This window comes from Halobaculum magnesiiphilum, assembly GCF_019823105.1.
Lineage (GTDB): Archaea > Halobacteriota > Halobacteria > Halobacteriales > Haloferacaceae > Halobaculum > Halobaculum magnesiiphilum.
This window is the reverse complement of the sequence record NZ_CP081959.1, coordinates 120,808-139,744: the sequence shown is the minus strand read 5'-3', so window position 1 is coordinate 139,744 and position 18,937 is coordinate 120,808. Positions and strand designations below refer to the sequence as shown.

Genomic DNA, 18,937 nt, shown 5'->3' with positions numbered 1-18,937 from the left:
CTGGTTGCTCAGAGTGAACCCTATTCCCACTTCTGGAAGTAGGTCGCGCGACCCGACACGGCAAGTTCACCTTCATTGTGGATCTCAGCCTCACCGACTGCGATTGTCCCTCCTCGCTGGACGAGTTCCGCACGAGCGACGATCTCGCCCTCTGTTACAGGGGCGTGATAGTTGACGTCCATATTGATCGTTAGTGGCTCCATCTCGTCGAGGGTGGCTTCTGCGTCGCTATGGATCGCGCCTGCCACGGTGGCGTCGACAAGTGTAGCCATGACGCCGCCGTGAACAACAGTATGATTCGTGATCCCTTCCTCATAGGGGACTCGGAATTCGGCCACCCCATCTTTCACCGTCGCTTCTTCGATGCCAATCCGATTGAGGAACGGCATCGTCTCAAAGTACTCCTCCATCTGCTGGTCTACATTCTCCGACATACGCATAAAACCGGTTCCCGGCGTCTTACAAATGGGTGTCGGTCATGGCATAGTTCACTCTGATCAGTCCAAATCGAATATTCGCCTCGGATTATCGACTATCATCGTCTCAATTGAAGCTTCAGAAACGCCGGCATCCAACATAGCTGCGACAAAGGACTTGAACTGCTCAATTGCCGGTGGATTGGCGGTCGCCCCACCATCTGTCGCCATCACAGCGTTTTCAGGCCCAACGATGTCGACCGCGTCGACGTAGTCTTGGACTGTGGCCGCGTTCCCCATCATTTCCGTTGTGCAGATATAATGGAACTCAAGGGTAGCCCCGAGATCTGTGATAGTCCGCATTTGATCATGGGTGTAGTTCAGGAAGTTGGCGTGTGGGTGCTGGACGAGGAACTCCTCGACACCTCGATCGACGGCCTCCTCTACGAGCGCGATCGACTCTGTGGGGCTGAGATGCGAGAGACCGATGACCATCTCATGGGCGGCGATGCGATCAAGCACTGTTAGCGTCTCGTCGGTAAGCTCGCCGCTATCATTGAGAACGGAAATGCCCCCCTTTTCCTCCTCTTCGGTCTCGAACATCTGGACGGCAGCGTTCTCGAGATGGTTGGCCGCTGTGATCGTAGGCATCCACACGATATCAGCGTCGAAGTTCGCAGCACCGTCAACCGCGTGGTGGTTTAGCCCGCCGACCCACTCGTTGAGCGTGATCCCTCCTAACATCTCGAATCCAAGCTCTTCGCGGACTATCTGAGCACGTGAGGCAGTCTCAAAGTGATGGTTCTTGGTGACGATCGCCCGCATTCCGTGGTCCTCGGCCGATCGAGCAGCAGAAAAATCAGTATCGTGCCTGGGGAACGCGCCCGGCGCGGTGTGCATGTGGGTGTCGACTGCTCCCGAGACGAGTCGTTCGACGACCTCGGAGTTGCTCGATATCATACCCCAAACTGAACGTCGACTGGGCTTATACCTACTGGTGAGGTTGCCGCAGCCGAAATCGTTCAGTCATCGACAGTCGGCGAGGAGTCCGGAACCGAGTCCTCACCGAAGAGTTCACGCCAATCCTCCGTTTCTAATATGAGCGACACCAGTACTCCACCAATCAGCGACCAGAAGGGGGCCCCGATGTCGAACAGCGAGAGACCGGACATTCCGATGATGAGCGCGAAGAACGTCCCGTACTGGTACCGACTGGTGCTCACCCATGACCCCTCGAACGCGCTAATCAGCACCCCGATCATAGCTACACCCGCCAGAAGCGAGATGAGTGTACCCGGAACAGCGTTGACGATCGATGTTGCCGCTGCAGCGACGAAGCCGAACGCGCCAAACAGCACGCCAGCAATAACTGATGCGACATATCGACCCTCACGGTCTTCTCCCGCTTCTTCGCTGCTCGTAATAGCTGTCATCGGCCCGGCGATGTTCGCGTTGTGCCCACCAACAAAGCTCGCGAGCATCCCTCCGATCCCGCTAAACACAAGCATTGAGTTGATCGGTGGATCGTAATCCTCGACCTGCAGGACGCCGATAGCCTGCATGTTCTCGGCACCGATCACCATCACGGTCAACGGGATCGCGATCGTTATGATCGACTCCAGTGAGATCACTGGAGTAACGAGTATCGGCTGAGCGATCGAGATAGAGATGCTCGTCAATGCAGTTGAACCCTGCCAGATTGCGGCTCCAATTCCAAGACCGATTGCTCCGACGATCCCGGGTATCTTCGGAACAAATCGATGAAAGAGGAGGAAGCCGATGAGCCCCACACCGGCGATCAATGGTGCGTTCTGTACGGCGGTAATAATCCCTATGGTGAACTCGATTAGCACGCCGGCGATCATCCCCATGATGATCGGTTGAGGGATGAATTCAACGAGATCGCGGAACTTACCGGATATCCCTATCAAGAACACCAGAATACCGGATACGAGATACGCACCCGCTGCCTGTGCGAAATTAAAGTCAGCGAGGACGATGCCGACCATCACCGCACCAGGGATTGTCCACGCACCGACGATTGGCTGTTTGTAGTACAACGCCATCCCAAGCGTCAGCAGTCCGCCGAGGACGTAGATGCCAAACAGCCATGACACTGCCTGTGCGTTAGTCAACCCTCCCTCATTCGCGGCGTTGAGGATGATGAGTGCTGGCCCCGTACAGCCAAACACCGCCGCGGTGAGCCCCGCCCCAAATTTGCTCAAATCGAGATGGGAACCGAATTCAGCGATCCCTTCCCGGAATCCTGGACCACTCTCTAAGGTACTTGCTAACGACCATTGTGACATGGTGCGTCATACAGTGCCGAAGTGATTATAATAAATGTTTCTCTTAGATCGGGATTGATCAGGATGAATTTTGAGCAACAGTCAGACATGTTGAGTCACACAGGTTGTTCTTCTTCGTCTACGTACTCTTCAAGATTCGAAAAGAACGTGTTTAGATCGCTGTTCACCTTTCGTTTGATGATACGAGACCCAAGCGAGGCGAGTTTGCCCGAAAACTCAAACTCCGTGTCGTAGACAATCACTGTCGTCCCATCGTCTCCCTCTTCAAACTCAACCTCTGCAGTCCCGTTGACACGACTATTGATACGGTTATCCACCCCTTCGATATCGCACTCTAGCCACGCAGGCTGTTCCTTCTCTGTAACGTCCACATCCGCACTGAGAGTAAGTGAAATACCAGCCAACCCCCGTTCCAGAGTGCCGTCGTAGTGGTCGCCATCGCGGCTCAATTCTTTTGCGCCGGGGATCGTCGCCTCAAGTGTCTCTGATTCAAGGATCGTATCCCATAGCTGTTCGCGTTGCTGACCGACCGTCTGTTCGCCGTTGATCTTCATGGTGCTACGGTAGCACATACCTGGATTCTCTATTTAACTCTTCGGGAGTGAACAGAAAGAGTTACACAAGTACGTTTGTAACACAATGTATGGAAGATTCAGCGGACGCACCCCCTTGTCGCTGCAAGGTGGGAACTGTTGCGACGGAATACGGGTTCGACGGCATCCATTCGGAACTAGTCGAACGGTGGGTTGGAGATAGAGGAGAATCTGGAACGAGCGTACGCTCCCTCGCGGACCGGTTCAATCAACGAATTCTTCGCGCAGAACTTAGGGCCGCTGACGTGGATCTTGTTGAGGGGCGAGTCGAGAATCTACACAGTCTACTCACGGACAAGAATCGGCTGGAAGCGGTCCAGCTAGAAGCAAAGTCTTCGCTTGAGCGTGAGGGAGTGAACGTTGAAAAAGCGATGGATAAGTTCTGCTCCCATCAAACGATATATCGGCATCTGCGAAACTGTCTCGACGCGGAAAAAGAGAAGAATGTCCTTTCAAAAGAGCATGAGCTCGACCGGGTTGGGTCGATTCAACATCGCACGGAGGCAGTGGTCGAAGATTCGATCAAAAGACTTCGTGACGGTAACAAGCTGGACATCGGCGAATTCGAGGTTCTGGTCAACGTTCGAGTTACGTGTGAATCGTGCGGCACACTACATGACTCAATCGACCTCATTGAGCGAGGTGGCTGTGACTGCCGACGCTGACCGACGGTTCACAAAGGCTAGAGTTTTAGACGCGTCACTGTTAACCTGTAATATGGAATCGGACGCACCGGTCGAAGTCGGCTCGACCCTCCACGTTGAGCAGATTGGCGGGATACAGGAGACTACAGTCTCCCTCGTCCCGGGTGTCAATGTTCTTGAAGGCCGGAATGCGACGAATCGAACCTCGTTCCTCCGAGCGATCATGGCTGCATTAGGAAGTACGGATGTATCGCTCAAGGGAGACGCCAAGAGGGGCATCGTCGAACTCGAGATAGGCCCTGAGACGTATACTCGAACTCTTGAACGTAAAGACGGCACCACAACTTTCGGGGGCGACCCGTACTTGGATGATCCGACGCTTGCGGACCGCTTTGCGTTCTTGCTTGAGTCGAATGAAGCCCGGCGGAGTGTCGCGCGGGGGGATGATCTCCGGGAGGTTATCATGGACCCAGTTGATACAAAAAGTATCGAACAGGAGATCGAGAACACAGAATCCCGGCGGGCGGAGATCGACGAGCGGATCGAAGAACTCAAAGGACGCAAGTCTGAGCTCACGTCACTCCAGTCAGAGCGTCGGGAAATCCAGTCCACCTTGACGGATAAGCGGTCTGCATTGGAGGACGTCCGAGAAGAGATTACCGAGGCTGACACTGCCGTTGACGAGATGCAAAAACGCCAGGAGGAACATCAAGAGGCTTTAACTGAGCTTGAAGAAGCACGCGAACGGTTGTCGAATATTTCCGACCGTATCGAGGACGAACGGGAACAGCTTGAAGCGCTAGAGAACGAACGATCCGAACTTCGAGAGGAGCGAGAGGAATTTCCAACCTCGTTCGAAGAGATCAGTGAAATCGGTCGTAAAACGGGCGAGCTGCAAGAACGTCGACGGTCACTTGGATCGCTCGTAGATCGTATTCAGAACATCGTACAGTTCAACAATGAGCTACTCGATGACGCGGATTCGGACCTCCGGGATGCCCTCGTCGCCGAAACGGAGGATCCCACAGATCAGCTTCTTGAGGAACCAGGGTTACAGTGTTGGACCTGCGGGTCCGTTGTCGATCGCGAGGAGATCGAGGAGCGGTTGTCTGACCTGCGCGCCCTACGTCGGGAAAAGATGGAAGAGCGTCGTGAGATTTCCGCGGAGTTAGATGAGCTACAAGACCGGAAGCGACGGATGGAAAAACATCAGCAGCGGCGTGAACAGATCGATCAGCAACTCCAGCAGATCGAGGAGCGACTCAGCCAAAACCGGACGACGATCGATGAACTCCAAGACGAGCGGGCTACCCTTCGGGATCGCGTCCAAGAGGCCGAGCGCGCCGTTGAGTCTCTGGAGCCTGATGACAATGAGAGGGTTCTCGAACTCAATAGACGCGAGACCGAGCTCGAGGTCACCATCGAACGACTCAAATCAGAGTTGTCTGAGATAGATGACCGTATTGAGGAGGTGGAGGAGGCTGTCGCAGAGATTCCGGAACTCGAAGCTGAGCGGGAGACGGTGAACCAGCGGCTTGCAGAACTCCGCACCCGAATCGAGGACTTAGAGCGCCAGGCTGTAACGGGCTTCAATGACCATATGGAACAGCTCATTGATCGACTCGGATACGAGAACATCGAACGCATCTGGATTGAACGGCGCTCGCTGGGTGAAGGCGAGACCCGGCGTGGGACGTCAGAAACGCAATTTGATCTACACGTTGTCCGAACAACAGCTGAGGGAACAGCTTACGAAGACACCGTGTCTCACCTCTCCGAGAGTGAACGAGAAGTGACCGGCCTCGTTTTTGCGCTCGCGGGTTACCTTGTTCATGATGTTCATGAACTGGTTCCGTTCATGCTCCTTGATTCGTTAGAGGCCATTGATGCCGACCGCATCGCGGCTGTCGTGGAGTACTTCAAGGAGTATACGGATTACCTCGTTGTCGCCCTATTGCCGGGGGACGCCGCTGCAGTTAACGACGGGTATAATCGAGTCACCACGATCTGATTGATCTCAAACTTGGACAAATCATCTATTGATATCGTCCATTTCGTCAATATCGCGTATTACGCCAGGATCATCCACATCAACGATAATTGAGTGTGCGGCCTCCTCGAAGACCTGGCGGCCGCCGATATCACCCTCGACGGAAGCAAGCCTCCTGAAGTGATTCACGTCGAATAAGACGGGGTGGCCCCGTTGACCTCCGTACCCAGCCGCGACCGCTGTTACGTCTTTAGTTCGATAGAATTGAACGAGTGTATCAACAGTTTCAGTATCGATGAACGGCATGTCTGCCAGCACGAAGACAACAGCATCGATATCTTCTGGGATCGCATCAATTCCGGCGGCGACAGATGTCGACTGCCCAGCATCGTGTTCCCGGTTGTATGCAACGCTAACGGGTAAATCACAAACTGCGGTCGTTACGCGCGCAGCGTCGTGTCCAGTAACTACGACGATGGTATCTATGTCACTGTTAACCAGCGTCCGGGTCGCATGAGCCACTATCGGTTCTTCGTGAAGATGCCATAGTAGCTTATTTCCTTTTTCGAACCGTTGACTTGACCCAGCAGCGAGGACAACTCCCGCAATCGAGAGATCTGCCTGAAACTTCTTGCGTGTCATACTGATTGTTTGTACATTGTGTAAAGGGCCCCTTTGGGCTACTGGATTGGTGTCTTCTTTCTCTGGGTAGAAGAAGTTATTCAATATTGAAATGAGAATGAGATGAAGTGATCGTCTGAGTGTAATTGCCACAAACCTTCCCCCCGATTATCGTTGCGAGTGCCTCAAAATGTAGAATCTATGGAGTCCAACCTGCTCTACAGAAGTTGAGGCTGGTCTTCTCAATACATGCGATCCTCGAACCGCTCCATGGTCAACAGAGAATTAAACTCCACTATTTTCGTAGCTTTCACTCCTAACACTCTTTACAGTACATACCGTATCCACATTCAACGATATCCATCGACCGAGACACCTTCGAGAACACAAGCGAGGACGAGCTCGTGGATCTTTCTGTCCCAGATCAGGTACTGGGGTTCCTCGTCGCCAACGAGGAACGTGCGTTCAAGGCCCACGAAATCGCCTCCCAGATTGGCGTCGACGAGGGCGCGGTTAGCACCGCTCTGTCGCGATTGAAGGGCCGTGACCTCGTTGAGCACAAGGCGACGTACTGGGCGGTGACCGATGACGCCGAACGCCTCGAAGGATATAGTGGCTACGAGCGAGTGACAGCGCTGTTCAATGAACAATTCGGCGAAGAAGACAAGGAAGCGTGGCGCGAGCACGCACCCGAGGAACCCCACCCGAGCGTCGAGGACGACCAGTGACCGACGAAGAGACCCTGATTTTCGAGCGTGGCGACACCCGAGCCCGCGATGAAGCCCGGTATCCGACTCCATCTGGCTGTACTATCACTTTCGGATACAGTTTTGATTCTCGATACATTGGGTGTCAAGCGCTGTCGATCAACTGTTCACAACTGGGTGCAGAACGCAGATCTACAGCCCCTCGACGGTGCGAACCCGGATCACGTCGCGGTTGACGAGACCGTGATCCAACTCAACGACGAACGGTTCTGGCTGTACGCAGCTGTCGATCCCGACACGAACCGCTTGCTGCACGTTAAGCTCTCTCCGACGAGAAATCAAGCGATTATCGAGATGTTTCTCGCCGAACTTCGCGAGAAACATCTCGTCGATGATGCGCTCTTTCTCGTCGATTCTGCACCGTGGCTGCAAGCAGCTCTCCACTGTCACAGCCTCGAGTACAGATACGAGAAACACGGTACTCGGAACAGCGTCGAATGTGTCTTTCGAGAACTAAAACGTCGAACAAACCAGTTCTCAAACTGTTTCAGCCATGCCGAAGCAGATACCGTCGAACATTGGCTTCAAGCGTTCGCCTTCGCATGGAACCAGCTTATCTGAACACTACCGAATACGCGCTCTGTATCTATCATCCGAACCTTACCACTAGTAGCCGGTTCCGGATTTTCGGGGCACGAACTCATCAGGCCGGCCGATACTCATAATACCCCATAATTAGAATCGTGGGGTAATTATGCCCGGGGAGTCACCACCGGCACCGCCCGAGGATGCGCCCGCGTACGTCGTCGACCCACTCAAACGGCAGCCGGCAGACCTTCTCCGCGATATCGCGGCCTGGTCGGCCGAGCTCGCAGACCACAAAACGACCACCGGACTCGACGGTGATTACCAGGAGGAATTTCGTCGTCGCGTCGAAGCTGCGGGGTACTCAGCTGACCCCTCCGACTACGAGGGCGTTCCCGATCGTGCGTACATCTCGATCAAGGAACCACAAGATGGGTACGAGTATGCCTACTGGCAGTGGCGCTCCGAGCCCGACGTCGATGCACCCGATAGGAACCAAGCGATCGGGTCACTCGACGAGTCGTAAGGGGTGCTGCACGCGCCATCTCAGGTCAACGTCACTCCGCCTCGAGGACAGCTTCCAACTCGTTGCGACGTGTGTACGTTGTCATGGGCGTTGTCCCCGCCATTGCAGCGATTTCCTCCTGCGTTGGCGATGACGCGAGATCGACGAGCCCGTACGCGTAGACGAGACACGCAGCAGCGATTCCTGCTCGCGAGCGATTGATCGTTTTGCCCGAATCCTCGAGTGCTTCAAGACAGGCGAACGCCTCCGTTGCCACTGAGTCGGGTGGATCTGCTTCGAAACAAAGCTGAATGAGGACGATCTCAACATCTGTGAGTACGAGCGGCACCTCACCCGTGCCCTGCAGTTGCTTGACCGCTTCTCGAGCAGCGAGTTCGTCGACATCGAGAACAGTCGAGATCCGACACAACGGCCGCGGGAGCCCGGCCGCGACGCTCTCGATCCGGAGCGCGGCGGCAGCGAAGGGTCGAACACCACGCCCACGGAGCAGATCGTGCTCGTTGGCGACGACGAGCATGTCACTCGCTGCGTCGCCGATCCGGTCGGGGAGTTGGAGCTCTCGGACTGCGGTCGCGATCGCGGCGGCGCTTTCCCCACGGTTCGAGGCCGCCTTCGTGTCTGCAGCGTCGTACTCTGCGATAGTTAGATCCGCATCCGATCTGCCCTAATATTACCGTTGTGGGATCGTCGTGTCTTGGCCTCTCCTAGTGGTCGTCAGAATTATCAGATCCAAGACGGTTCGAGAGCTGGTCGAATCGGTCCTGAGCCGATTCTGCCCGCGATTCTGTCTCACGCTCGTTGTATGTGGCGTCCACCAACTCCTGCGACTCAACGGTCACCTCGAGGACGGCATCCTGGTGACGGCCATCCTCGGGTAGCTCACCCTCGTCGACGACGAGTTGACGGAGCCCATCTGGTGTCGTCACCTCCAGGACGGCGAGCTCGCCTTCGAAGCGATCAACCACTGCTGTGTGTTCCCCGTCGGGGACGTCGGCGGTATCATCAGTCATCAGTTGTACTCCTCCTGCAGCACGATCGTCTCATCCTCCGTCCGGACAGTTACTGTATCCCCGCCATTGTTCCAGACTGGTGCAGATGCACCCCAGTACAGGTCAGTTGCTGTATCCGAGCCACTCCCTGTGTGCACGGTGATCTGCGCGCCGGGCTTGAGCATCGTTCCCTCTGGAACCGTGTAGACGTGGTCGGCAGCGTCCTCGATTGTCCACCCGGAGAGATCGAGTTCGGTGTCGCCGGTGTTCTCGAAGACGAGGTACTCGTCGTTCAGGTTCTCGCGATCCGAACCCTCGGCGTCCGCGTGCACCTCAACGAGTTCGAGCGCGCCCGGATCGGCTCCCCCGTCGGTGATAGCCGGTGTCGACGTTGCGGTCGGCGTGACCGTCTGGACGCTGCCGCCCACAGCAGTGATCACAGCGCGCTGCTCGAGGGGTGTGCTCGTGCCCGGTTCGACCGGATCACCATCACGAATCGCGAGCGGATCCGTCGGTGCTTGGGCTTGCGTTTTGACCGTGACCGCTGAGCCGTTGGTTTCCATCACGACAGTACCGTGGGTCGCAGTCCAGTAGGTCGGGATCGACCGCTCAGCAAATCGTTCAAGGACGACCTCGTGCGGGTGGCCATATTGGGAATCGTAGGCGCTGGAGATGACGGCCACTTCAGGCGAAACGAGATCCAGGAGTTCGTTGCTGGAACTGCTGTCGCTCCCGTGGTGGCCGGTCTTGTACACGGTCGCGTTAAGCGACTCGCCGTACTCGTTGACGAGGTACTCCTCCTGGCGCTCCTCGGCGTCCCCTGTGTGGAGGAAGCTGGTCTCACCGAACGCGAGGTGGAGCACGATCCCGTTCTCGTTGCGGCTATCGACATCCAGGTAGGGATCGGGTGGCCCGAGCACGCGGGTCTCAATGCCCTCGAACGGAAGATCGTCACCTTCGCGGACCTCGTACAACGTGACGTCGTACTCTTCGACCGCATCGAGATACGCCTCGTACGTCTGCGTACTCGCGGCGATCCCGGGGTCGTACACGGCGCCGACCCCCTCACCCTCAGTTTCGAGATACTCGATCACCGCGGCGTTTCCCCCGATGTGGTCCGCGTCATTGTGGGTGACGACGAGGTGGTCGATTCGCTCGATATCGTGCTCTTTGAGATACGAAAGGACGTGATCTCCGTCAGTACGGAAGTCGCCCGTGTCGATAAGCATCGTCTCACCTGTGGGCCCGATGATGAGCGTGCTCGCGGACTGACCCACGTTGATGAAATGGATCTCCATCGAGCCTTCGGGCGTCGGCTGTTGTGTCTGCTCAGCTGTGGGTGTGTCAGACGTGGACGGTACCGGTGACCCACCGTCATCCGTGACGCCCGGTGTTCCCCCAGTACAGCCCGCGAGAACGACGACGACCGCGACGACCAGGGCTGTGTGCCAACTCCGATGCATTCGCTATCAGTAGAGTGTGCCGGCACTAAGTGTGTCCGGTGGGGTGATGACTACCTCGAATATCCTGTCGCGTGCTCCGGGGTTTTCAGGCACCGACTCAGGGAGCTCTCATTTCGGCCATATTCGTCAGGGCAGCCGCAACTGTTCAAGATCTCTTTGGACCATCAAGGGACATGCCCAACATATACCCGCCTGCTAAGAAGGAAATGCTCACGAACAGAAGCGTAAAATTCTCATGAGAGATCCTGCCAGTCAACCCGGCACCTACGAGCACGAATAGCACAACTACGGCTACGGTCCCGGTCTGTCCAGCTGATGGCACGAGCGCCGTCACATTAGTGGATAGGTCCGATGTTGTATTATTTTCACCGCTCACTCGCTATTTGCCACGTCGTTGACGGTATCGAGAGGTACCAGCTCAACGCCGACGGCGTCGTAGGCTCTATCGGTCAAGAGGATCGGTTCGACGCGAGTGTGGGCGATTTCCTGCCTGAACCGCTTCGGTCAGTGTGAGCCAGTATTCGTTGATGAATGCGATTGCGGTGAGAGCGCTTCCAGAACACGACTTAGTCTCTATTGACCTTCGACTTCTTCGCGTAGTTCCTCAACTTCCGCCCGGAGCCGCTGCACCTCCCACAAGATTTCACGGGCGTGGTATTCACGGATTTTCGTCGGTCGTTCCTCGAAGATATGATCAATCTCTTTCTCAGCTGCTAGCCACTTCCAAGTCTCCTGATTCGGGCCGTACACCCTCGTCGGCGGTCCTCGGGCGTTTTCTTTGTCCCAGTAGCGTGTGTCCAAGTCACCCTTCTCGACTAACATATCGAGGCGATAGCGCACCCACTCTTTGTCTTCGCCGAGCCAGTCGGCGACCTGCCGCCTGCTCGCGAAGAACGAGCGAGGAGCCCTTCCGGAGGTATGCCTTCGGACCTGTCGGCCCTCGGTTGTATTCGCGATTCCGACCAGCACCTCAGCAGTTCCGTCGGGATAGTCTTCGAGGTCGATCACGGCCTGATTTTCACAGGTCCTTACATAGGTCTATACCTCAAATTTTCAGTGAGGAGAACACACTGTACAGACCCCGGTAGCGTATTGAATAAGATTCGTATAGCGTTACGGAGGGGGTAAATCGGGGGGTCGCCGAAGCGACGAGTTCCACAGTTGTGGGAAGCAGTTCCTCTCCACCCTCGACTCGATTGAGTATCTGTCTCGCGACAGAGCAGTGAGGTCTACACGCGACCTCCGGCGCTTCGGGAGTGGTAGCGAGGGGAGAATGTGTTTAGCGTACGGGTCAGCTCTACCGAAGTAGGTGGACAGTCCTTACGTCAGGCAACTGCTCCGCAAAGACTGGGCCTCCATTACCAAGAGGCTACATTGGGAACCCGATACCGTCCTAAGACTATGATTTCAGGCAGGACTCCTCACTGCCTCGAGCTTCGGGCTTCTCTGACACCGTTGCCGTCTCGAACAAGATCTTCGCAACTTGGACAGACACGAACCGACTCCAAACCACTGGGTGCGAAGACATCGACGTACCGCTGCGTGACAAAACTCTCGCAGTTTCCACAGGTCGGCATAACTTGCTGACTTGGCGGTCTTGTTATAGCTTTTCTGTCTTCCTAGAAGCTACACCACACGATAAGTTCAGGAACAGGTTTCCTTGCGACTTAATTCTGAGAGTACAGCGGAGTTTCAACAAACCGATTGACATCCTCCCCGCGCTGAAGCGCGAGGATTCCCGACCGCCGTTGGGATATTCTCCTCACTTGGAGCAGGTACCCCAGCCATGTCATACTCGCCGTTGTGATCGAGCGACTCCGTGCTGTACTGGATCTGTGATTTTGCTTCCTCGGTGAACTGGGTCGTACTCCCCCTCGCATCACGGACGATGTCACACAGTCGGCCGACCATTTCAGAAATATTCACCGACGGGTCGGGCGTGATCAAGAGGTGTATTTGTCCTCTCTGCGATGGTCCTTACGCCTGGTCTTTCGATTCACCACCGACTGCCTAGAGAACCAAGGCGCGAGCAGCAGTCGCGTCAAATTCGGTGGGCATGATCGGAGCGGAGACCTCGTCGATACGCTTCACAGAAGCGTTCACAGCCGAGCGTTCCGCACACCACACCCATAGCTCTGATCTGTGACGTGAGAGAGAGGTCGCCACGTGGCCCAGGACGGCTCTACTGGGCTGAATTCGACGCCCTGTAAACCGGATGGCACAGATGGCGCCTGAGAAGCTGTCTGTCCAGAGGCGGACGCCGAATGAGTTATTTTTCTGGCACTGAGACGATTGGGCCGCGTTTGGACCAGGTATCTTCGATTCCCAATACCCACAGGCTATTTACCCCAGCTGATGCGAAGGGTCTCAAGGTGATGTCGGGTCTCGCCAGTTTCAGGAGATCATATACTCCTCACAATCAAGCCCCCTCTGCGGTGGCGTCTGAACCTCACCGTTCTCTGTAGCGACTATGATGTGAAGGGGAGTGGAGAGGATACCGCTCCCACCCATGTGAAAAGAGCCACTCGGCGATTGCCTGATTATCCCCCTCCGTAACCTCATATAGAACTATTTCAATACGGAACCGGGGTGTTTTCATGGTGTTCTTCATAGTTCAAACCATACCAAAAACACCATGTAGAACATAGTGAAATCTGCATGCATGATTGACCTTGACGACTATCCCGACGGCACCGACAAGGTGATCATGGCAATCAAAGAATTGACACCAGATTCCGAAGAGGGTGTATACCTTCAGACGGAAGATCGTGTCAGTAGACGTGAGATTGCTGAATTTGTCGGTGAAAAGAAAGATTGGGCCCGCTATCGGCTGGAGGAGCTCGTAGAAGGTCATGTTGTAGATGTTACATGGTATGAGTCGAACGCAAGGCTTCCTGAACGACTTTACTGTCTCACACAGAGGGGAGAAGAATTTGCACGAGCAGAAGAGGAATTGGAAAAGGCTCTCGGCGAAGTTCCAGGGAACGTTCGGGTGCATCACCTTCGAGAGTTTGCGGGGGAAGTCAGCGACCTGCGAAGGGATGTACACAAGTTACGGCGAACGATGCGGGATCGATAGGTCGAGTTGCTGAACCTACGCGGGGTTCAGTTGCAAGCAGACTAGGCCCACCGCGATTGAGTCGGCGGTCACGGCCTTCAGGTGAGTCGTGGACCCGCGGACTCACCTCATCGCGGTTGCACCGATCCTCACGACGGTCCCAGAGCAACCGACTCGATACTGATCACTTCCGGTCGCCACCGACGCCATCAGGGATAAACACCCTAACAAGTGCAACCGCAGAAACCGGACGCAATCAGACCTCCAGCCACCGTTTCAGACTCGCTGAGCCGTTCACTTTCACTTCCACTCTCCATGCATGGCTGAGCCCCTTATGCACGCACTCCGTGCGTTTTAGCATGCATCGCGACCAGCCGCACGATGGTGTCGAACTGCCCACGCTCGAAGCGGGCGTGACGCTCTTAGAGGTCGACGCCGAGCTCGGCGCCGAGCCGTTGTGCGCGCTCGTTCTCGACCAGCTCCTCTCTTCGGGTGATCACGCCTTCTGGGTCGACGCCGGCGGGCACGTCCAGACATCGACGCTCGCGACGCTTGCCCCGCACCCCCAGTACTTGGAGCGGATCACCACCGCTCGCGGCTTTACGGCCTACCAGCACGCCTCGCTGCTCGATCGGCTGCCGCGGGTCGTGTCGAACGCAGCCCTCGAGCGCACCGATCCGGCGCTCGTGGTCGTTCCCGCGATGGATCTGTTGTATCGCGAGGACGACATCCCACGGGAGCAGGCACAGGAGTTGCTGGTACAGCGCTTGGCGACGCTCGCCGGGATTGCTCGAGAGCGGGATCTTCCGGTCGTGCTCACTCGCGCTCGCGACGACGAGTTGTCGGCGCCGATCGAGGCCGCTGCAGCGGAGACACTCACCTGCCAGGCGACGCCCTTTGGACCACGGTTCACCAGCGACGACACCGAGTCCGACGCGGAGACGCTCGTCTACCACACCGGCGACGGGTGGCTCCAGACGACGCTCGCTTTCTGGCGGGAGATCATCCAGCACCGCGCTCGCGCCGTCGACGCCCCGGTCGACACCGCTGGTGAGTCGCCGAGCGCCTCGTCAACGTCGACGACATCCCCAGTCACCCCGGAGGGGTGGTGAGCGTGGGGCGCACGAACCCGACGTTTCGCGATGTACTCGGGCGGATGGAAGACGAGTGGGGCGACTTCCGGCGAGCGCTGCGCTGGCGCCACCAGCCGCTGCTCGACCGGCTGTTCACCTACGCTCGCGAGCACGCCGACGCTGCAAGCCACCTGAACCACCCCGACCAGCTCGCGCCCGTCCTGGTGAGTATTGACCTCGAACAGGAGGATCGAATCGACGAACTCGAAGAGCGTGTTGCGGAGTTGGAGGCGCGTCTCGAGGACGGCCCCGAGGCCGCCGAGACGCCGGTCGAGCGTGAGCGATAGCGATGGTGCTCGCGATCGACTACGACGGTACCACGGTCGTCGAGTGGCGCCTCACGGCCGACGGTGTCGAACGCACACGCGTCGACGACTACCGGCCGACGATGTACGTCGGTGCGCCGGTTTCGGAGTTGTACGGTGAGCACGGGGGCCAGACGCCACGAGTGCAGCTGCCGGCGCGTGGGGCGCTCACTGAGCCCCTCGAGGACCTCCGGACGTTCCTCAGGGGTCAGGCAGCCGTCGAGTCGCTCTCGGTCGACGTGTGGCGCCAGACGTTCCGTTCTGATGCCCGGCCGGTACTCAAGATAGAGTGTCGCGAGATCGATGACGTCCGTTCGGTCGCCCGGCGAGTCCAGCAGTTCGGCGCGGCGGACACCTACACCTGCTACAACGTCGATGTGACGCGGCAGTTTCGGTATACGCTCGAAACCGGGACGGATCCAGCGCCCGACACGGATGTGCGCGAGCTTCGGACCCTTGAACTGGGGTTTCCGGCCCACGAGTCCGGGGTAGAAGCGCTGCCCAAACTCTCCATCGACGGTGAGTCAGTGGGATCGACGCCGCGGGAGGTGGTCGAGGCGGTTGGCGAGCGCGTCGCGAGCGTCGACCCGGACGTGCTGATCGTCGATACCGCTGAGGTCGTCCCCCTGCTGTTCGAGGCGGCAGGGGGGTACGGGCTCCAGCCGTTCGAACTGGGGCGCGAACCGGGCTATACACAGCTGGCATCGGCCTCGACGTACACAAGCTACGGGAACGTCGGCCACTCGCCAGCACGATATTCAGTGCCGGGGAGAGTACTGCTCGACCGCTCAAACTCGTTTTTCTTGCACGAGGCAGGCCTCGAGGGCTGTCTCGATCTTGTTGAGCGGGCTGGACTGCCCTTACAGGAGTTGGGCTGGGCGTCGATCGGGCGGGTGCTGACGGCGATGCAGATCCGGGAAGCGCGTTCGCGGGGCGTATTGGTGCCGTGGCAAGCGTGGCGCCCGGAATTCTTCCGCTCGGCGGCGACGCTCGATACTGCCGATCGCGGCGGTACGACATTGGCGCCAGAGGTTGGAGTCCACGAGGACGTCCACGAGCTCGACTTCTCCTCGCTGTATCCGAACATCATTCGCGAGTACAACATCTCACCCGAGACGGTGCGGTGTGGCTGCTGTGACAACGACTCGGTTCCAAACCTGGGGTATTCGATTTGCGAGCGAGATGGGTACCTCCCCGCTGTGTTAGGACCGCTTATTGATGGGCGGGACGCGATCAAGCAGCAGATTCGGGAGTCGGACGATCCAGAGGAGATCGCGGCGTTGGAGTCACGCTCGGCGGCGATCAAGTGGATCCTCGTCAGCTGCTTTGGCTATCAGGGCTTCTCGAACGCGAAGTACGGCCGGATCGAGTGCCACGAGGCAATCAACGCGTTTGCTCGGGAGATCCTGTTAGATGCGAAAGCTGCACTGGAAGCGGGCGGGTGGCGCGTGCTGCACGGAATCGTCGATTCGATCTGGGTGACACCGGCGCCAGAGGTTGCTAAAACCGACCGACGGGCGCTTGGTACGATTGCCCAGGAAGTGAGTTCGGAGGTGGGTATCGAGTTGGAGTACGAGGGCGCCTTCGAGTGGGTCGCCTTCTGTCCCCGTCGCGGTAGGGATGGAGGGGCGCTCACTCGGTACTTCGGCCGGCGACGTGGGGAGTCATATACAGAGGAAGGTGTGGGTGAAGCGGTGAAGACCCGGGGGATCGAGTGCCGCCAGGATGATACCCCGGCGTGGATCGTGCGGTTGCAGGCGACATTGATCCGGACGTTAGATCGGACCCATGACGTGGAGGCCGTCGTTGGAGAGCTGCGACGGTGGCTCAGGCGGCTGGAAGAGGGTGAGGTGGACCCGTCGGAGTTGCTGGTGACCCAGCGGGTGTCGAAGCGCGCTGAGCAGTACCGGTACGAGACCGTGACCGTGGCGGCGTTGAAGCGCGCGAAATGGAAGGACTGTGCGCTCGAACCCGGCCAGCGCGTCGAGTATCTGGTGGTGGATGATGAAGCGACTGGGCTGGGACGGGTTCGGCTGGGGTATGAGTCGCTAGAGCGGTATGATGTCGAGTGGTATCGTCGCGAGGCGATTCGGGCTGCCGAGAGTGTGGTCTCGCCAATTGGGTGGGATCGCGAGCGGATTCATCGGGAGGTGTCGGGCGTTGTGGAGCCGTCGCTGGGGGAGTTTGGGTGAAACCAGTTATATCTGCAACTTGTGAGGCACCCATTTTACAAGAATTCGTCTGAAACCTGGGTTGCGGTCGTCGACCAAGCGGCCTGCCGGTACGCTTCAACCCCACATAGGTTCGTCTGAAACGGACGGCCGCGACGGCGGGATCTGCGGCCACTGCCGGCTTCAACCCCACAAGGGTTCGTCTGAAACTTGTAGTCAATCCCGTCGAACTTCCGCGGGCAGGTGCTTCAATCCCACAAGGGTTCGTCTGAAACCAGGCTTGTTAGCGCGTGGAGATCTATCGGCCGATACTTCAACCCCACAAGGGTTCGTCTGAAACCAAGCCGGCGCTGGTTGCGGCCGGTTCCGTTGCCTTACTTCAACCCCACAAGGGTTCGTCTGAAACGGGGAAGTGGGGCCTTGTGAGCAACATCACCGACACTTCAACCCCACAAGGGTTCGTCTGAAACACGAACGCGCGTCCCGCCTGGGTTCTCCCGGACTGTACTTCAACCCCACAAGGGTTCGTCTGAAACCCGCGCCCCTCGCGCTTGGCCGCCGACGCTCGCGAACTTCAACCCCACAAGGGTTCGTCTGAAACAAGGCTTTCATCACTAATCTATCTGCCATTTGAACTACTTCAACCCCACAAGGGTTCGTCTGAAACTAGGAGGTCCATAATCAGTCGCCCGGCGCGCATACTTCAACCCCACAAGGGTTCGTCTGAAACTAGATGGTCTATTCCTAAGCAAACTTTGGACATCGACACTTCAACCCCACAAGGGTTCGTCTGAAACCGTCCGGATGTTCTCAGGGTCGGGAACGCGGATGTACTTCAACCCCACAAGGGTTCGTCTGAAACGCGGAGCTGACCGACGCGGCCGCCGTCGAGAGCATGACTTCAACCCCACAAGGGTTCGTCTGAAACGAGTACCTCGTTGACGAGGGTGAGGTCGCGCGGAAACTTCAACCCCACAAGGGTTCGTCTGAAACGACCTCGGGGGCCGTCGCTGCCTCGCGCAGGGTGGACTTCAACCCCACAAGGGTTCGTCTGAAACCACTGTGGGCGACGCGCGCCGTCGTCACACCGGTTACTTCAACCCCACAAGGGTTCGTCTGAAACACCTACACCGTGGAATCCGGGACAACCGAGACCTACCGACTTCAACCCCACAAGGGTTCGTCTGAAACGAAGGGGCTACTCCATATGGGTTTTTCTATGCGAACTTCAACCCCACAAGGGTTCGTCTGAAACTTACTCCAGTCCGGGGGGACGAACACGGCGCTGATGACTTCAACCCCACAAGGGTTCGTCTGAAACGTTTCGATTACCAGAACGTGCACCGGATGCGGTCGACTTCAACCCCACAAGGGTTCGTCTGAAACCTGGTCTCCGGGCCGGTGCGGACAGTCCCACCGCGAACTTC

18 protein-coding genes, 1 pseudogene and 1 CRISPR repeat array (1 of these 20 cut by a window edge) are annotated in these 18,937 nt (G+C 57.4%); of the genes and pseudogenes, 9 read left to right on the top strand and 10 right to left on the bottom strand.

The features are described 5' to 3' along the window. Positions 1-20 precede the first annotated feature (20 nt). The 4 genes from K6T50_RS15980 to K6T50_RS15965 all read right to left on the bottom strand — a co-directional run bounded on the left by K6T50_RS15980 (position 21) and on the right by K6T50_RS15965 (position 3,279). Entirely contained in the window at positions 21-410 is a 390-nt protein-coding gene (locus tag K6T50_RS15980) for a PaaI family thioesterase (protein WP_222608961.1), read from the bottom strand. 87 nt (positions 411-497) lie between these two features. Further along, on the bottom strand, positions 498-1,376 hold the full coding sequence (locus K6T50_RS15975) for a DUF6282 family protein (protein WP_222608960.1): 879 nt from the start codon (positions 1,374-1,376) through the stop codon (positions 498-500). A gap of 62 nt (positions 1,377-1,438) precedes the next feature. Beyond that, positions 1,439-2,725 (bottom strand): benzoate/H(+) symporter BenE family transporter, encoded by a 1,287-nt coding sequence (locus tag K6T50_RS15970; protein ID WP_222608959.1) that lies wholly within the window; start codon positions 2,723-2,725, stop codon positions 1,439-1,441. 95 nt (positions 2,726-2,820) lie between these two features. Then, positions 2,821-3,279, bottom strand: coding sequence for an SRPBCC family protein (locus tag K6T50_RS15965; RefSeq protein WP_222608958.1), 459 nt, complete (start codon positions 3,277-3,279; stop codon positions 2,821-2,823). Positions 3,280-3,368: 89 nt separating this feature from the next. On the opposite strand from K6T50_RS15965, the gene rdfA reads away from it, so the two are divergent. Beyond that, positions 3,369-3,983 (top strand): rod-determining factor RdfA, encoded by a 615-nt coding sequence (gene rdfA / locus K6T50_RS15960; protein WP_222608957.1) that lies wholly within the window; start codon positions 3,369-3,371, stop codon positions 3,981-3,983. A gap of 52 nt (positions 3,984-4,035) precedes the next feature. Next, positions 4,036-5,973: an archaea-specific SMC-related protein gene (locus K6T50_RS15955; protein ID WP_222609150.1), complete on the top strand. Its 1,938-nt coding sequence runs from the start codon at positions 4,036-4,038 to the stop codon at positions 5,971-5,973. A 21-nt stretch (positions 5,974-5,994) separates the two neighbouring features. Here K6T50_RS15955 and K6T50_RS15950 read toward each other — a convergent pair whose 3' ends face one another. Further along, a complete protein-coding gene (locus tag K6T50_RS15950) occupies positions 5,995-6,726 on the bottom strand; it encodes a nucleotidyltransferase family protein (RefSeq protein ID WP_222609149.1) in 732 nt (243 codons plus the stop codon). Positions 6,727-6,929: 203 nt separating this feature from the next. Between K6T50_RS15950 and K6T50_RS15945 the strand changes: the two genes are divergently transcribed. From K6T50_RS15945 to K6T50_RS15935, 3 genes and pseudogenes are all read left to right on the top strand, one after another. Further along, entirely contained in the window at positions 6,930-7,301 is a 372-nt protein-coding gene (locus K6T50_RS15945; RefSeq protein WP_222609159.1) for a MarR family transcriptional regulator, read from the top strand. A gap of 30 nt (positions 7,302-7,331) precedes the next feature. Further along, positions 7,332-7,901 (top strand): annotated as a pseudogene (locus K6T50_RS15940) (IS6 family transposase); the annotation flags it as partial. Positions 7,902-8,034: 133 nt separating this feature from the next. After that, complete coding sequence (locus K6T50_RS15935; RefSeq protein WP_222609148.1) at positions 8,035-8,391, top strand: hypothetical protein; 357 nt, start codon at positions 8,035-8,037, stop codon at positions 8,389-8,391. Positions 8,392-8,422: 31 nt separating this feature from the next. Here K6T50_RS15935 and K6T50_RS15930 read toward each other — a convergent pair whose 3' ends face one another. The 5 genes from K6T50_RS15930 to K6T50_RS19310 form a co-directional block, all read right to left on the bottom strand. Continuing rightward, the gene (locus tag K6T50_RS15930) at positions 8,423-8,968 is read right to left on the bottom strand and encodes a transcription initiation factor IIB family protein (RefSeq protein ID WP_225935450.1); all 546 of its coding nucleotides are present in this window, start codon (positions 8,966-8,968) and stop codon (positions 8,423-8,425) included. Positions 8,969-9,095: 127 nt separating this feature from the next. Then, positions 9,096-9,401: a DUF3006 domain-containing protein gene (locus K6T50_RS15925; protein WP_222609147.1), complete on the bottom strand. Its 306-nt coding sequence runs from the start codon at positions 9,399-9,401 to the stop codon at positions 9,096-9,098. After that, positions 9,401-10,657, bottom strand: coding sequence for a lamin tail domain-containing protein (locus K6T50_RS15920; protein WP_321170126.1), 1,257 nt, complete (start codon positions 10,655-10,657; stop codon positions 9,401-9,403). Before K6T50_RS15920 ends, K6T50_RS15925 begins: the two co-directional genes overlap by 1 nt. A 759-nt stretch (positions 10,658-11,416) precedes the next feature. Then, positions 11,417-11,851 carry a hypothetical protein gene (locus K6T50_RS15915; protein ID WP_222609145.1) on the bottom strand — a complete coding sequence of 145 codons (435 nt, stop codon included), beginning with the start codon at positions 11,849-11,851 and terminating at the stop codon, positions 11,417-11,419. 413 nt (positions 11,852-12,264) lie between these two features. Then, a complete protein-coding gene (locus K6T50_RS19310; RefSeq protein ID WP_425601413.1) occupies positions 12,265-12,420 on the bottom strand; it encodes a DUF7563 family protein in 156 nt (51 codons plus the stop codon). Between the two features lie 1,085 nt (positions 12,421-13,505). Between K6T50_RS19310 and K6T50_RS15910 the strand changes: the two genes are divergently transcribed. From K6T50_RS15910 to K6T50_RS15895, 4 genes are all read left to right on the top strand, one after another. Continuing rightward, positions 13,506-13,922: a hypothetical protein gene (locus K6T50_RS15910; RefSeq protein ID WP_222609144.1), complete on the top strand. Its 417-nt coding sequence runs from the start codon at positions 13,506-13,508 to the stop codon at positions 13,920-13,922. A 338-nt stretch (positions 13,923-14,260) separates the two neighbouring features. Further along, positions 14,261-15,013 (top strand): P-loop NTPase family protein, encoded by a 753-nt coding sequence (locus K6T50_RS15905; protein ID WP_222609143.1) that lies wholly within the window; start codon positions 14,261-14,263, stop codon positions 15,011-15,013. 2 nt (positions 15,014-15,015) lie between these two features. After that, the gene (locus K6T50_RS15900; protein WP_222609157.1) at positions 15,016-15,321 is read left to right on the top strand and encodes a DUF8156 family protein; all 306 of its coding nucleotides are present in this window, start codon (positions 15,016-15,018) and stop codon (positions 15,319-15,321) included. Positions 15,322-15,323: 2 nt separating this feature from the next. Further along, positions 15,324-17,531 carry a type B DNA-directed DNA polymerase gene (locus tag K6T50_RS15895; protein ID WP_222609142.1) on the top strand — a complete coding sequence of 736 codons (2,208 nt, stop codon included), beginning with the start codon at positions 15,324-15,326 and terminating at the stop codon, positions 17,529-17,531. Between the two features lie 93 nt (positions 17,532-17,624). Continuing rightward, a CRISPR array of direct repeats spans positions 17,625-18,937; the repeat unit is 30 nt; unit sequence ACTTCAACCCCACAAGGGTTCGTCTGAAAC (it continues 157 nt past the right edge of the window).